This is a genomic window from Halomonas sp. BN3-1, from assembly GCF_003056325.1.
GTDB classification, from domain to species: domain Bacteria; phylum Pseudomonadota; class Gammaproteobacteria; order Pseudomonadales; family Halomonadaceae; genus Halomonas; species Halomonas litopenaei.
The window spans coordinates 1-14,469 of sequence record NZ_PYVV01000017.1 but is presented as its reverse complement, the minus strand read 5'-3'; the positions used below and the strand labels follow the sequence as shown (position 1 = coordinate 14,469).

15 protein-coding genes are annotated in these 14,469 nt (G+C 65.1%); 3 read left to right on the top strand and 12 right to left on the bottom strand.

The features are described from left to right. Window positions 1–15 precede the first annotated feature (15 nt). The 6 genes from C9F12_RS19485 to ccmA all read right to left on the bottom strand — a co-directional run bounded on the left by C9F12_RS19485 (window position 16) and on the right by ccmA (window position 5,072). On the bottom strand, window positions 16–2,016 hold the full coding sequence (locus tag C9F12_RS19485) for a heme lyase CcmF/NrfE family subunit (RefSeq protein WP_108449933.1): 2,001 nt from the start codon (window positions 2,014–2,016) through the stop codon (window positions 16–18). A gap of 222 nt (window positions 2,017–2,238) precedes the next feature. Next, on the bottom strand, window positions 2,239–2,709 hold the full coding sequence (ccmE, locus tag C9F12_RS19480) for a cytochrome c maturation protein CcmE (protein WP_045991113.1): 471 nt from the start codon (window positions 2,707–2,709) through the stop codon (window positions 2,239–2,241). A gap of 1 nt (window position 2,710) precedes the next feature. Further along, entirely contained in the window at window positions 2,711–2,911 is a 201-nt protein-coding gene (ccmD, locus tag C9F12_RS19475; protein WP_240184305.1) for a heme exporter protein CcmD, read from the bottom strand. Further along, the gene (locus C9F12_RS19470; RefSeq protein WP_045991114.1) at window positions 2,908–3,648 is read right to left on the bottom strand and encodes a heme ABC transporter permease; all 741 of its coding nucleotides are present in this window, start codon (window positions 3,646–3,648) and stop codon (window positions 2,908–2,910) included. The genes ccmD and C9F12_RS19470 overlap by 4 nt, the downstream gene beginning before the upstream one ends. A 51-nt stretch (window positions 3,649–3,699) precedes the next feature. Further along, window positions 3,700–4,434: a heme exporter protein CcmB gene (ccmB, locus tag C9F12_RS19465; protein ID WP_108449932.1), complete on the bottom strand. Its 735-nt coding sequence runs from the start codon at window positions 4,432–4,434 to the stop codon at window positions 3,700–3,702. Further along, a complete protein-coding gene (gene ccmA / locus C9F12_RS19460; RefSeq protein WP_108449931.1) occupies window positions 4,431–5,072 on the bottom strand; it encodes a cytochrome c biogenesis heme-transporting ATPase CcmA in 642 nt (213 codons plus the stop codon). The genes ccmB and ccmA overlap by 4 nt, the downstream gene beginning before the upstream one ends. Before the next feature lie 276 nt (window positions 5,073–5,348). Between ccmA and lexA the strand changes: the two genes are divergently transcribed. Both lexA and C9F12_RS19450 read left to right on the top strand, forming a co-directional pair. Next, the gene (lexA, locus tag C9F12_RS19455; RefSeq protein ID WP_045991117.1) at window positions 5,349–5,825 is read left to right on the top strand and encodes a transcriptional repressor LexA; all 477 of its coding nucleotides are present in this window, start codon (window positions 5,349–5,351) and stop codon (window positions 5,823–5,825) included. Beyond that, window positions 5,825–6,451: a YigZ family protein gene (locus C9F12_RS19450; protein WP_108132325.1), complete on the top strand. Its 627-nt coding sequence runs from the start codon at window positions 5,825–5,827 to the stop codon at window positions 6,449–6,451. Before lexA ends, C9F12_RS19450 begins: the two co-directional genes overlap by 1 nt. A gap of 77 nt (window positions 6,452–6,528) precedes the next feature. Here C9F12_RS19450 and C9F12_RS19445 read toward each other — a convergent pair whose 3' ends face one another. From C9F12_RS19445 to C9F12_RS19430, 4 genes are all read right to left on the bottom strand, one after another. Continuing rightward, entirely contained in the window at window positions 6,529–8,307 is a 1,779-nt protein-coding gene (locus C9F12_RS19445; protein ID WP_108449930.1) for a lysophospholipid acyltransferase family protein, read from the bottom strand. 231 nt (window positions 8,308–8,538) lie between these two features. Continuing rightward, a complete protein-coding gene (locus C9F12_RS19440; protein ID WP_108449929.1) occupies window positions 8,539–9,861 on the bottom strand; it encodes a sodium ion-translocating decarboxylase subunit beta in 1,323 nt (440 codons plus the stop codon). 9 nt (window positions 9,862–9,870) lie between these two features. Further along, window positions 9,871–11,682 (bottom strand): sodium-extruding oxaloacetate decarboxylase subunit alpha, encoded by a 1,812-nt coding sequence (gene oadA / locus C9F12_RS19435; RefSeq protein ID WP_108449928.1) that lies wholly within the window; start codon window positions 11,680–11,682, stop codon window positions 9,871–9,873. Window positions 11,683–11,754: 72 nt separating this feature from the next. After that, window positions 11,755–12,003 carry an OadG family transporter subunit gene (locus C9F12_RS19430; RefSeq protein ID WP_045991122.1) on the bottom strand — a complete coding sequence of 83 codons (249 nt, stop codon included), beginning with the start codon at window positions 12,001–12,003 and terminating at the stop codon, window positions 11,755–11,757. Between the two features lie 187 nt (window positions 12,004–12,190). On the opposite strand from C9F12_RS19430, the gene C9F12_RS19425 reads away from it, so the two are divergent. Continuing rightward, the gene (locus C9F12_RS19425) at window positions 12,191–13,222 is read left to right on the top strand and encodes a tRNA-dihydrouridine synthase family protein (RefSeq protein WP_045991123.1); all 1,032 of its coding nucleotides are present in this window, start codon (window positions 12,191–12,193) and stop codon (window positions 13,220–13,222) included. A 52-nt stretch (window positions 13,223–13,274) separates the two neighbouring features. On the opposite strand, the gene C9F12_RS19420 is transcribed toward C9F12_RS19425, so the two are convergent. Continuing rightward, window positions 13,275–14,141, bottom strand: coding sequence for a DUF1989 domain-containing protein (locus tag C9F12_RS19420; protein WP_108449927.1), 867 nt, complete (start codon window positions 14,139–14,141; stop codon window positions 13,275–13,277). Between the two features lie 204 nt (window positions 14,142–14,345). After that, window positions 14,346–14,469 (bottom strand): transposase (locus tag C9F12_RS19415; protein ID WP_146188265.1); only part of this gene is annotated, 124 nt, incomplete at its 5' end.

Sequence of the window (14,469 nt, the reverse complement as noted above, 5' to 3'; positions counted from 1 at the left end):
GCGGCTGACGATCTTTCATGATGCACTGGCCTCCCTGGCCGTCACGACAGGTTCGGGCTCACGTACGCTCAAGCGGCGACGGTAGCGCCTGTCGGCGACGGCGATGATGCCACCGGCGGCCATCAGCAGTGCGCCCAGCCACAGCCAGCGCACGAAGGGCTTGATCTGCACCCTGAGCGCCCAGCTGCCGTCGTCGAGCTCCTCGCCCATGGCCACGTAGAGGTCGTGGAACAGGCCAGGCCGCAGCGCCACCTGGGTCATCGGCATGCCGCGCGCGATGTACAGGCGCTTCTCCGGGTGCATCTCGAAGCTTGCGCTGGCGCCCTCTCGGGTCACCTCGATGGTGGCCGCGTCGGAGACATAGTTCGGCCCACGACGCTCGTCCAGCGCCGTCATGTGAAAGCCGATTCCGTTGACCTCGACGCGGTCACCGACATTCATGCGCACGTTGCGCTCCACCGAATAGTTGGACACCAGGGCGACCCCGATGATGGTCACGGCAAGCCCCAGATGGCCGAGCACCATGCCCCAGTAGGCAGGCGTCAGGCGCTTGAGGGCGCCAAGGCGCGAGCCGGCTCGGGAGGTCTTGCCCCACAGGTCACGCACCAGCGACAGCACCAGCCACAGCGCCGCGACCAGGCCCAGCGACGCCTTCAGGTTCCACTGCCCGGTGTAGACCAGCGGCGCCGCCACGCCGATGACCAGAGCGCCGAGACCGGCGAACCACAGGCGGGTCAGCAGCTCGCGCCCGGCCATGCGCTTCCAGCGGGCGCTGGGGCCAAGCCCCATGAACACGCAAAGCAATACGGTCAGGGGCACGAACAGGGCGTTGAAGTAGGGAGGCCCCACGCTGATCTTGCCCAGGTTCAGCGCGTCGAGCAGCAGCGGATAGACGGTCCCGAGCAGCACCGTCACCGTCATCACCACCAGCAGGATGTTGTTGACCAGCAACAGGGCATCGCGGGATACCCAGTTGAAGCCTCCGGGCTGGCTGACCCGTGGCGCGCGCAGGGCGAAGATCAACAGTGACAGGCCCACGGTGATGCCCAGCAGCACCAGAATGAACAGGCCCCGCGAAGGATCATTGGCGAAGGCGTGCACCGAGGTCAGCACCCCTGAGCGCACCAGGAAGGTGCCCATCAGCGACAGCGAGAAGGTGGTGATCGCCAGCAGCACCGTCCAGCTCTTGAAGGTGCCGCGCTTTTCGGTCACCGCCAGGGAGTGGATCAGCGCGGTGCCGGCGAGCCAGGGCAGCAGCGAGGCGTTCTCCACCGGGTCCCAGAACCACCAGCCGCCCCAGCCCAGTTCGTAGTAGGCCCACCAGCTACCGAGCGCGATGCCGACGGTGAGAAAGGCCCAGGCGATATTGGTCCAGGGGCGCACCCAACGGGTCCAGGCGCTATCCAGGCGTCCGCCCAGCAGCGCAGCGATGGCAAAGGCGAAGACCACGCTGAAGCCCACGTAACCCATGTACAGCATCGGCGGATGGATGATCAGACCGACGTCCTGCAGCAGCGGATTGAGGTCGGCGCCGTCGGCGGGGATATTCGGCAGCGAACGCTCGAAGGGGTTGGAAGTGATCAGCACAAAGGCCAGAAAGCCCACGCTGACCAGCCCCATCACGCCGAGCACGCGCGCCACCATGTCCGGTGGCAGCCCCCGGGAGAAGCAGCCCACGGCGAAGGTCCAGACTCCGAGGATCAGGCTCCACAGCAGCACCGAGCCTTCGTGGTTGCCCCACACCGCGCTGAACTTGTAGTACCAGGGCAATAGCGAGTTGGCGTTGTTGGCGACGTTGACCACGCTGAAGTCGTCGAGCATGTAGCTCGCCGTCAGACAGCCGTAGGCGATCAACAGAAAGGCCAGCTGGCCCGCCGCCATCGGCCGCGCGTAGGCCATCCACAGCGGGCGCCGAGTGGCAGCCCCGGCCAGCGGCAGCACCGCCTGCACGCAGGCCATCAGCAGCGCCACGATCAGCGCGTAGTGTCCGATTTCCGGAATCATCTTGATCAGCATGGATTCACCTTGGCCCGCCTTCCGTCCGCGTCAGTCCACTGGCGCCTGGCTCTGCGACTGAATCGCGTGGGCCCATGGGCCCGGAACGCCTGCGTTATGGTCGATTGACCCTGTCCCCTTCTGGCTCGAAGAAACGCCTTCGGCCCTGCCCCCCTCGGGCAAACAAGGCCCCGCACCACGGAGCCCTGTTGTCGGGATACCTTTTTTGTCGATGCACGCAGCCTACTGCGACGTGCCTGGGCCCGCCTGCTTGTAGTCTGCCGGCGAATAGCCGGCGTCTTCCAATGCCTCGGCGACCTCGGGCGGCATATAGTTCTCGTCGTGCTTGGCCAGCACCTTGTCGGCCGCGATATAGCCGTCGCCGGTCAGTTCGCCGACCACCACCACGCCCTGCCCCTCGCGAAACAGGTCCGGCAGGATGCCGCTGTAGCGCACCTCGACATCGTCGACGTAGTCGGTGACCACGAAGCTGACGTCCAGGCTGTCACTGTCACGATGGACGCTGCCTTCCTTGACCATCCCGCCGGCACGTAGCTGCCGGTCCACGGGGGCTTCTCCGGCGGCAATCTGCACCGGGCTGAAGAACAGGTTGATGTTGGAGCGCAGGGCGTACAGCGTCAGTCCCACCGCCACCGCACACAGCGCCACCAGTCCAAGCACCAGCAGCATCTTATTTCGGCGTTTAGCCCTCATCTTAATCCTCCGAGGGGGAACTTGCGACCGCGGCGTCACGCCTCAGCCGGCGGCGCAAGGTGCGCCGAACACCGCGGCTTTCACCGCGAACCAGAATCACGCTCAACAGCAGAAAGCCCAGGGTCGCACCCCAGGCGGTCCACACATAGGGGCCGTGGCTGCCCATGCTGACCAGCTCGGCCAGCGATTCGAAAGCCATCATGGACGCTCCTCGAACAGCTCTTTCACCCAGCGCTTGTGGCCTTCACGGCGCAGGATCTCGGTACGGGTGCGGGTCAGGGTGAAGGCCGCGAAGAAGGCGTAGAATCCCAGCACCATGATCAACAGCGGCATCCACATCTCGACCGGCATCGCCGGGCGTTCGGTGATGGTGAAGCTGGCGGGCTGGTGCAAGGTGTTCCACCACTCCACCGAGTACTTGATGATGGGTATGTTGATCACCCCCACCATGGCCAGCACCGACGCCGCCTTGGCGCCGCTCTGGGGGCGGGCGAAGGCGCGCCGGATCAGCATCACGCCAAGATACAGAAACAGCAGGATCAGCATCGAGGTAAGGCGGGCGTCCCACTGCCACCAGGTGCCCCAGGTAGGCTTGCCCCAGACCGACCCCGACAGCAAGGCGATGGCGGTCATGGCGGCGCCCAGCGGCGCCATCATCGCTGCCGCCATGTCGGCGATCTTGATCTTCCAGACCATGAACACGAAGCCGGAGGCGGCCAGCGCCATGAAGATCGACTGGGCCAGGAAGGCCGCAGGCACGTGCACGTAGATGATGCGAAAGCTGTTGCCCTGCTGGTAGTCCGCCGGAGCGAAGGCCAGCCCCCAGACGCTGCCGACCAGGATCAGCGCCAGCGCCAGCGCCCAGCACCAGGGAGAGAGACGCGCGGCTATGCCGTAGAACCAGCGCGGCGATCCCAGCTTGTGAAAGAAGGCCCACATGAGCGTTGTACCTCGATCAACCTTGAATTCGTGATGGCCACGACGGCCCGATCAACCATGGATACTGATGCGCAGCGACGCGGCAATGGCCACAGGAGCCGCCATCAGCGCTACCGACAACAGCGCGCCGATCACCGCCAGGTGCCCAAGCCATTCCCCGCCGCCCAGCGCCGCGCCCATGGCGCCGGTGCCGAAGATCAGCACCGGCATGAAAAGTGGCAACACCAGAAGCGACAGCAGCATGCCACCACGCGCCAGCCCCACCGTCAGCCCTGCGCCGATGGCACCGATCAGGCTGATGCAGCCACTTCCCAGTGCCAGGGTCGCGCTCAGCGCCAGGTAGCTGCCCTGGGGCAATGCCAGCAGCACCCCCAGCAAGGGGGCCATCAACGCCAGCGGTAGCCCGGTGGTCAACCAGTGCACGGCGACCTTGGCCAGCACCAGCAACGACAGCGGGTGCGGTGCAAGCAACAGTTGCTCAAGGGTGCCGTCCTCGAAGTCGCCACGAAACAAGCCGTCCAGCGACAGCAGTGCCGACAGCAAGGCGGCCACCCACAACACGCCAGGGGCGATCAGCGCCAGGCGTTCGGGTTCCGGCGAGATCCCCAGTGGAAACAGGGTGATCACCATGGCGAAGAACACCAGCGGGGTCAGGGCGTCACCCGGTCGACGGGCGACCGCCGTCAAGTCACGGCGGAAGGTGGCAGCCATCGCGCGACCAAGGCCATCACCGGCCTCTCTGACCGGCTCGGCGGCTTCGATCGACCCAGACGTCGGCGTGTTCATGAAGCCACCTGTCGGTGTCCGTCCAGGGTCAGCCGGCGCACGCCAGGCACATTGGACAGCGGATGGTGGGTGGTGACCAGCACCGCGCCGCCGCTGGCGGCATGGTTGGCCAGGCGGCGCTCCAGGGCGGCCACGCCGGCCACATCGATCGCGGTAAAAGGTTCGTCCAGCACCCACAGGGCACGGCGACTCGACACCAGACGAGCCAGGGTCACCCGGCGCTTCTGGCCGGCCGATAGCTGGGCGGTGGGGACGTCCTCGAAGCCGGCCAGGCCGACTTCGGCCAGGGCCGCCTCGAGCTCGGCATCGGGGCGCCCCTCGCCCCCCAGCGCCTGATACCAACGCAGGTTTTCCAGGGCACTCAGGTTGGCCTTGATACCCGGGGCATGGCCCAGATACAGCAGGTTGGCCAGCAGGTCGGCGCGGGCGCGGGGCAGCGCCCGCCCCTGCCAGCGCACCTCTCCATCGACGTCGGCGATCTGGCCGCACAGGATCTTCAACAGCGTGGTCTTGCCACTGCCGTTGGGTCCCTCGACTCGGAGCACTTCCCCCGCCTTGAGGACAACATCCAATCCTCGAAACAACCAGCGGCCATCGCGCTCACAGGCCAGTTGTCGGGCTTCAAGACACAGACGCAAAGGGCACTCCACAACCAGGGACGGGGCAGCAAATCACGCACAGACTTTACACCGATTGCACTACCCGAACCAGACAGCCAGCGCAGCTGACAGCCGCAATCGCACAGGCAATGCACCTTTCGTTGATCCATGGCACTTGCACGAGCGGCGAGGCCTGCTATCTTTCACATACTGTATGAATCGACAGTATCAAGATCCCTCGACGTTGACACCAATCGCCACCCGCTACTCCATCCCGTGACAGCCCGACCCTCACAACAAGGGAGACCCCGCGCCATGGATATCGCGACCTGCCAGTTCCTCGAACGCCTGCCCAACCTGCCCATCGCCGACAGCTGGGCACCCGTCGACTCCACCTCGGATGCCCTGGTGGAGGTCCCCCTGCTGGGGCAGGTATCCGCCGGCATGCCGATCGAGGCCTGCCTGGACAACGCCACCCTGCAGGTGCCATCGCGCATGGTCAGGCGCAACACCTACGCCCTCAAGGTGTGCGGCAACTCGATGATCGATTGCAATATCTTCGACGGCGATGTGATCATCATCGAACGCCAGGAAAGCGCCGAGAACGGCGAAACGGCGGTGGTGATGATCAATGACCAGGAGGTCACCCTGAAAAAGCTCTATATCGAGAAGAATGGTGTTCGCCTGCAGCCGGCCAACGAGACCATGCCCCCGATCTACCTGAAGAACAGTGACATCCGTGTGCTGGGCCTTGTCATGGGTGTCGCCCGCCAGGAAGAAATGGCCGCCTGATGCGCTACCCGATACCCGAGCTTGCCCCCGGTGAGTGGCACGAAAGCGAGATCGAGGTGGAAAAGAGCCGCTTTATCGCCTGGGTGGCCCACGCCCCCAAGGTGGCGGACTTCGAAGCGCTGCTGGCCGAGGCTCGCAGGCAGCATCCCAATGCCAGCCATCATTGCAGCGCCTACATCGCAGGCCCGCCCGGGGAGCAGGTGCACATTGGCTTCTCCGATGACGGCGAGCCGGGCGGTACCGCCGGCCGACCGATGTTTCAGGCACTCGATGGCGATGGCATCGGCCAGGTGGGCGCGGTGGTGACCCGCTACTTCGGCGGCACCAAACTCGGTACCGGCGGACTCGCCCGCGCCTATACCCAGGCGCTGGTCACGGCGCTGGAAAGCCTGCCCAGGGGCGAATGCATCGAGCGCCGCCCACTCAAGATACGGGTCGACTTTGCCGGCGAGGCCGACGCACGGCAGTGGTGCCAGGGGCAGGATATCCCGGTGCAGGCGGTCGACTACGGGGCCGAAGGCGTCACCTTGACCCTGGGCTGGCCCAGTGAACGGTCCACCGACCTGAGCGAGCTCAGCACTCGCCTGAAGGGCCGCATCGAGTCCCTGGACCATCAGGCAGGCTAGGCCCGCTCGATGCTAACGTCGAGGGAGCCTCCAGCCCCGTCTGTTCCGCCTCCGGGACCGGTCCGACGCGACCCCTGCTAAAGCGGCCTCTCCAGGACGGCGTGTTCGTCCTTGGTGAGAGCGTCCTCTCCAGACGAGACAGCGTCTTCACCGATATAGCGTCTGCGCTTGTCGGCCTTGAGCCGTGCCACGTCGACCACCACCAGGCCATCGATACAGTAGCCGAAGGCGGTATCCACGCCGAAGGCCTTGAAGCTGACGCCGCCAGGTTCGGCCACCTCCACGTATTGCTTGTAGAGCGCCGGCACCCCCGCCCCCATGGCCTGCAGGGCGCCTTTCAAGCGCTGAAAGTCCTCGCCGGCATCGTTGCCGGCGAACAGCCGATCCGCCTCCTCGCGCCCGGCGCGCGACATCGTGCACACCGCCTTGGCCCGGATCGGGCTGTCACCGTCCCCGTGGTAGTGCCGGTAGTAGCTGACCAGCAGGTCCTTGGCCAGGGGCGGTAGATGATTGGGAATGGTCACCGGCCCGAACAGCCAGCGCACCTCGGGATGATGGCGCAGGTAGGCGCCAAGACCATGCCAGAGATAGTCGAGACTGCGACGTCCCCAGTAGCGTGGCTGGACAAAGCTGCGGCCCAGCTCCAGCCCGTGGCGCCAGCGATCCATCGGCGCCTGTTCGAGATGAAAGATGGTGGCGCTGTAGAGCCCTTCGATGCCTTTGCTATCGAGGATGCGCCCGACCTCACCGAGACGATAGGCCCCGGCGATTTCCAGGTCACGATCGTCCCACAGCACCAGATGACGATAGTGCTCGTCGTACTCGTCCAGATCCCGCTTCTTGCCGGTGCCCTCGCCGACCCGGCGAAAGGCAATTTCGCGCAGCCGCCCGATCTCACGCATCACCGCAGAGTCGGGACGATGGTCAAACAGCAGGATCTGCTTGCCGTCAGGCGTCCTGCCCAGCACCTCGGCGTCGACCAGCTCCTCTCGCAGGTGCTGGCGATTTTCCGGATGGGCAATACCGGCCTCGGAGACAAACACGCCCTTGCGTCCCCGCCCCAGACGGTAGACGTGCTTGCGCAACAGCTTGAGCTTGGCGACGGTGGCCAGGTCCTCGCGGTCGAAGCGTGACAGCGGGATCTCGCCCCCCACCTTGAGCGTGATGTGCCGCCCTTTCTGGCGAAACATCTCGTGGGGCAACAGCAGCGTGCCCAGCGGCGAGTACAGCGAGGCCAACGAATAGAACAGCGAGGAGTTGCGACCGCCCACGTGCACCGGCAGGATCGGCGCATTGGTGCGCCGGGCCGCGTGCAGGAAACCCGACAGCCAGTTGCCGTCCTTTACCCCCTTGGGCCCCGCCCGCGACACCTCGCCGGCGGGGAAGACGATCACCGCCTGTTCATCGTCGAGGGCATCGACGATGCCCTGCAGGCTCTTGCGAAAGCCCCTGCGCGACAGGTTGTCCACCGGCAGCAGCAAGGGTGCCAACGGCGAAAGCTGCATCAACAGATCATTGGCGACGATCTTCACGTCAGGGCGTACATCCGCCACCATGCGTACCAGCGCCAGCCCATCCAGAGCACCGAGGGGATGATTGGCGACGATCACCACCCTGCCGGCGACCGGAATGTTGTCGCGATCACGCGACGACAGCGAATAGCCGAAGTTCAGCTGATCGAGCACCGCGTCGATGAACTCGAGCCCTCCGGCGCGGCGATGACGCTCGAGAAAGGCATTGATCTCGCGCTCGTGCACCAGCCCCTTGAGGCCGGCGCTCAACAGGCGGCGGCACCAGGCTGGCCAGCTCTGTGCCTTCGGCACCTTGGCCATCAAGGCCTTTTCGACATCGATCATGCCCGTCCTCCGTCGGTGGCAATAGCCGCCAGACTAGAAAGCGCGCATGACAGCACCGTGGCGATCGCGTGTAAGCGGGATGACGGGCTCGACCAGAGTCAGCTACAAAAGCAGCGCCCCCACCTGGCGGCGGGGGCGCTGCGTTCGGTCAAACCTGGGCTGCGGGCCCGGATGACTCTACTCCCGGGTCTTGATCACCATCCCGGGACCATCATGTCGGGGACCCGATCATCATCCCAGGTACTTGATCATCACCCCGGCGGCTACCGCCGAGCCGATGACACCAGCAACATTGGGCCCCATTGCGTGCATCAGCAGGAAGTTGTGGGGATTGGACTCGAGCCCCACCTTGTTGGACACCCGCGCCGCCATGGGCACCGCCGAGACACCGGCGGAGCCGATCAACGGGTTGATCGGATGCTTGCTGATGAGGTTGAGCAGCTTGGCCATCAGCACACCGCAGGCGGTGCCGATGGCAAAGGCCACCATGCCGAGCCCGAGGATGCCCAGGGTTTCCACCGCCAGGAAGCGGTCGGCCATCAGCTTGGAGCCCACCGACAGTCCGAGGAAGATGGTCACGATGTTGATCAGGGCGTTCTGCGCCGTGTCCGAGAGCCGTTCGACCACCCCGCACTCACGCATCAGGTTGCCGAAGCAGAACATCCCGAGCAGCGGCGCCGCATCCGGCAGGAACAATACCACCAGGATCAGCAGTGCCAGCGGAAACACGATCTTCTCGAGCTTCGACACCGGACGAAGCTGGGTCATGGCGATGCTGCGCTCCTTCTGGGTGGTCAACGCCTTCATGATCGGCGGCTGGATCAACGGCACCAGCGCCATGTAGGAGTAGGACGCCACCGCGATGGCACCCAGCAGCTCGGGGGCCAGGATGCTCGAGACATAGATCGAGGTCGGACCGTCGGCTCCACCGATGATGCCGATGGCCGCAGCCTGGTTGAGGCTGAAGTCCATCCAGCCCATGGCGGTCATGCCCACCGCCCCGATCAGAGTGGCGAAGATGCCGAACTGGGCGGCGGCGCCGAGGAACAGGGTGCGCGGGTTGGCCAGCAGCGGACCGAAGTCGGTCATCGCGCCGACCCCCATGAAGATCACCAGCGGCGCGATACCGGAGGCGATGGCCACGCTGTAGAACTGATACAGCATGCCATGGGAATAGCCCCCATCCATGGCCAGGTCGTTGGCGGTACGAAGCAGCGCCGGCGAGATATCACCGTGCAGCGTCTCGCTGATGGCGTAGCGCCAGGTATCCACGTCGGCGCCCGCCGGCAGGCTGGTGCCGAGCGCCTGGGCCATCTGCGCCAGCAGCTCGGGACGCCCCAGGTGGGCCGCCTGCTCTGCCGCCGACAACGCCAGCCCCGCCTCGGGAATATTAGCCAGGATGCCGCCGAAGCCGATCGGCACCAGCAACAGCGGTTCGAACTTCTTGGAGATGGCCAGCCACAAGAGCAGCAGGCCCACCACCAGCATCACCGCCTGGCCCAGGGTCAGGTTGTACAGCCCGGAGCCGTACCATAGGGTCAGAATCTTCTCCATGGGAGGTCCTTAAAGCACGATCAGGGTGTCGCCGACGGAGACGCTGTCGCCCTCGGCGACCTGGACGTCGGACACGGTGCCGGCAGCGGCAGCGCGGACCTCGGTCTCCATCTTCATCGCCTCGAGGATGACCACCACGTCACCCTCGGCCACGCTGTCGCCGGGCTTGACGTTGACCTTGAAGATGTTGCCGGCCAGCGGTGCATCGATGGTCTCGCCGGAGGAAGCTGCCGGCGCCGCCGGTGCAGCGTCAGAAGAGCCAGCGGCGGGCGCTTCCTTGACCTGGGAAATGTCGCCACCCTCGGCGACCTCGACCACGTAGGCGGTGCCGTTGACCTTGACGGTGTAGGTCTCGGGTCCGGCGGTACCAGCCTTGGCCGCCGGCGCCTTGGCGGGCGCAGCGGGCGTCGCCGCCTCGACGCTGGGCGCAGGTTCGAAGGCGTCGGGGTTGTCACGGTTCTTGAGGAACTTGAGCCCGATCTGCGGGAACAGTGCGTAGGTCAGAACGTCGTCTACCTGACGCTCGCCTTCGGCCAGGCGGATGCCGTCGTCCTTGGCCTTGGCGGCCAGCTCATCGGTCAACCGCGACATCTCGGGATCCAGTCGATCCGCGGGACGTTCGGTGATCGGCGAGGCACCGTCCAGCACCCGGCTCTGCAATTCGCTGTCGAAGTCCGCCGGCGCAGCGCCGTACTCGCCCTTGAGCAGCGCCTGCACCTCCTTGGAGATGGACTTGTAGCGCTCCCCCATCATCACGTTCATCACCGCCTGGGTGCCGACGATCTGGGAGGTGGGGGTCACCAGCGGAATATAGCCGAGGTCTTCACGGACCCGAGGAATCTCCTTGAGCACCTCATCGAGACGGTCACCGGCGCCCTGCTCCTTCAACTGGCCTTCCATGTTGGTGAGCATGCCACCGGGCACCTGGGCCACCAGAATGCGCGAGTCGATGCCCTTGAGCGAGCCCTCGAAAGCGGCGTACTTCTTGCGCACCTCACGGAAGTAGGCGGCGATATCTTCCAGGGCCTCCAGGTCCAGGCCGGTATCGCGCTCGGTGTCCTTGAGCATCGCCACCAGCGATTCGGTGGGGCTGTGGCCGTAGGTCATCGACATCGAGGAGATGGCGGTATCGACGTTGTCGACGCCTGCCTCGGCGGCCTTGAGCGCGGTCGCCGATGAAAGCCCGGTAGTGGCGTGGCAGTGCAGATGGATGCGAATATTCAGCGCCGACTTGAGTTTGGTGACAAGCTCGAAGGCGTCATAGGGAGTCAGAAGCCCCGCCATGTCCTTGATCGCCAGGGAGTCGGCGCCCATGTCGGCGATGGACTTGGCCAATTCCACCCAGCTGTCCAGGGTGTGCACCGGGCTCTTGGTGTAGGAGATGGTACCCTGAGCATGGCCATCGTTGGCCTTGACCGCCTGGATCGCACGCTCGAGGTTACGTGGGTCGTTCATCGCATCGAACACGCGGAAGACATCGACCCCGTTGGTCTTGGCGCGCTCGACGAAGCGGTCGACCACGTCATCGGCATAGTGGCGATAGCCCAACAGGTTCTGGCCCCGCAGCAACATCTGCTGGGGCGTATTGGGCATGGCTTCCTTCAACGCCCGTATCCGCTCCCACGGATCTTCGCCGAGGTAGCGGATACAGGCGTCAAAGGTGGCGCCGCCCCAGGATTCCAGCGACCAGAAGCCGATCTTGTCGAGCTTCTCGGCGATGGGCAGCATGTCGTCGATACGCATGCGGGTGGCGAACAGAGACTGATGGGCGTCGCGTAGCACGACATCGGTGATGCCTAGCGGGCGTGCAGATTCGCTCATGGCTGGGTCCTTATCGTTATGAAGCGCTTTGTCGAAATTCACGGTCAGGGTCGTCGCCTGGTACGGACGACCTCAGCGACGCTGGCGGTAGCGGTGAACCGCGGCCGAGATCGCCGCCATCACCGCATCGTCCTGTCCCGGCGCGGCGGGTGCCGCCCCGCGCTTGGGCGCCTCGACCGGCACCGGTTCGGGAAAGTAGCGACCGATGACACGAGACATCAGCGTGGTGGTGATCACCAGCACCGTAAGAAAAACAAAAACAAAACCCATGCCGAGCGCCATCAGGCTGAGGCCCTCGTTGAGCAACTGAGTGTCTTGCATGCGGGATCCTCCGCGTTGTAGCGCCAAAGTTGCCTTGATCTTTCTGGATCATACGGCTTGCGCAAAAATTTTGATGCTATACCCTGCCACATCCCCGGCACAGCACCATGGTCTAAAGGTAGCAGTTTTGGTTGTTAAATTACTACATAAACAGGGGTTAGACGAAGGTCGCATCGGGCTCGCGCCCATGGAGGGCGTGATCGACGCCCATACCCGCGACCTGCTGACCCGCGACGCCGGCTTCGACTGGACGGTCACCGAGTTCGTACGGGTGGTGGACGCGCGTCTGCCGCCTCGAGTGTTCTACAAGCACTGCCCAGAACTGGCGACCGAGGGCGTCATCACCCCCAACCACATCCCGGTGCACCTGCAACTGCTCGGCTCCGACCCCGACGCCCTGGCCGCCAATGCCCGCCAGGCGCTACGCCTCGGCGCCATCAGCCTGGACTTGAACTTCGGCTGCCCAGCCAAGCTGGTCAACCGCCATGACGGCGGCGCCTCATTGTTGCGCGATCCGCGACGCCTGGAGCGTGCCGTGGACGCCGTCCACCGTGCCGTGGGCGACAGCATCCCGGTCACCGCCAAGATCCGCCTGGGCTTCTCCGACCGCCGCCGGGCGCTGGACTGCGCCCTGGCCGCCGAGGCCGCCGGCGCCACCCAACTGGTGGTGCATGCCCGCACCCGGGACGAGGGCTATCGCCCGCCAGCCCATTGGGAGTGGATCGGCCGCATCAACCAGCGCCTGCGCATCCCGGTCGTCGCCAATGGCGACATCTGGACCCTCGAGGACTACTGGAAGGCACGCACCCTGTCCGGCTGTCGCGACGTCATGCTTGGCCGCGGCGCCCTGGCCGACCCGAAACTCGCCCCGCGCATCCGCCACTGGCAGTGCACCGGAGAGCGCCTGCCGGCCACGACATGGGCCCAGCGAGCCGGTATCCTGACGTCCTATGCTGCAATGCAGCGTACCACACTCCCGGCAAAAGTGGTGGTATCGCTACTAAAGCAGTGGATGAACCACATGAAGGCGCGCGACCGCGAGGCCGCCTCCCGCTTTCAGGCCCTGCGCCGCATCACCGATCTCGATGAATTCCTTGCGGGGCTCGGCGCCCAGCGCATCGAATCAGACGCAGCGCCAGAAACCGCACCTGACGCCACACTGCGCCAGAATCTCGCCTCACCCAAGCACCGAAGCGAGGCAGTCGCCGCCGCCCAATAGGGATAGGCAGGCCAACCTCCCCTCCCAGAAAGGAATCCGATCGGAGCAGCGCCTAGCTCTTGTCCTTGAGATCGGCCCAATCCACATCGGGATCACGCCGCCCGTGGGCGCCTGCATAGGCCGGAGATTCGGGCGGCTGCCACTGCGCCAGCCGCTCGGACTCGATCTCGAACACTTCCACCGCCAAGGGGTGGCAGGTGGACAGCGGATCCCTGGCGTCCGGCCCCCATAGATCCACCGACAGATCGCCACCGGGACAGCAGGACAGCGCGCACAACAGGTCGATCTCGGCAAACAGCTCAAGATAGTCCCCAGGCCGCGCCGGGCAGGCCTTCATGAAGTACTGGTCATCGTCGTTGAGCCCGGTGCACTGGAAGACATTGAGCACGTCATGCACGTCAAACTCGGTCAACCCCCAGGGCGCGACCGCCCTCACCAGGTTGGAATGGCAGTGAAAGTCGAAGTCCTCGCCGGTCAACAGGCGATTGACGTAGGGATCGCAGCGGGTTCCCAGCAGGTCATGCACACGCCCGCCTTCGGCGTCCTCACCGTAGCCTGCCAGAGTGTCGTCGATGATGGTGGCCATGGGACGCAGAAAGGGCAGCGTCGACCACAGCCTGTCGTAGGTGCTGACATGGGCCCGCTGCAGCTGACGGGTGCGCGAGGCCCACATGCGCTCGCGCGGGTCATGGCGATGCCACATGTTGAAGTCACCGACCTGGGCGCCATCGACGATGGCGATGCGAAAGACCTGCCCCGCCTTGACCTCCCATGCCAGCCCATCACGAATCGGTACCCGGTGACTGGCCACCCGCCGCCGACTCCCCGCCCGTTCGGTCAGGCCGTCATAGAAGGCGCGATCCACGTCGAGCACTGACCCCCTGGTCGCCTGATACGCCGCCGCCACCTTGCCGCCCATGCGCCACCCTCCCGATGCGTGAATGTCAGGCTTCAGCCTAGACCAGGCCAGGGGAGACAACGACCGACGCTCGACACAGCACCGTTCATAACGAATCGACGCCAGTCGGCCGGTCAGCCGGTCAGCCGGTCAGCCGGTCAGCCGGTCAGCCGGTCAGCACGAAACTGGACAGGAAACTTGGCAGGAAACAGCATAAAAAAAGGTTCATCGCACTTTGCCGGGAAATGCGGCACGGATCTTCAGGAAGAAGTACGCAGTGTCGCGGTATCCATAGGCCATCCGCTTGATAACTTTGATTCGGTTGTTCATGCCCTCCAGCACACTGGTG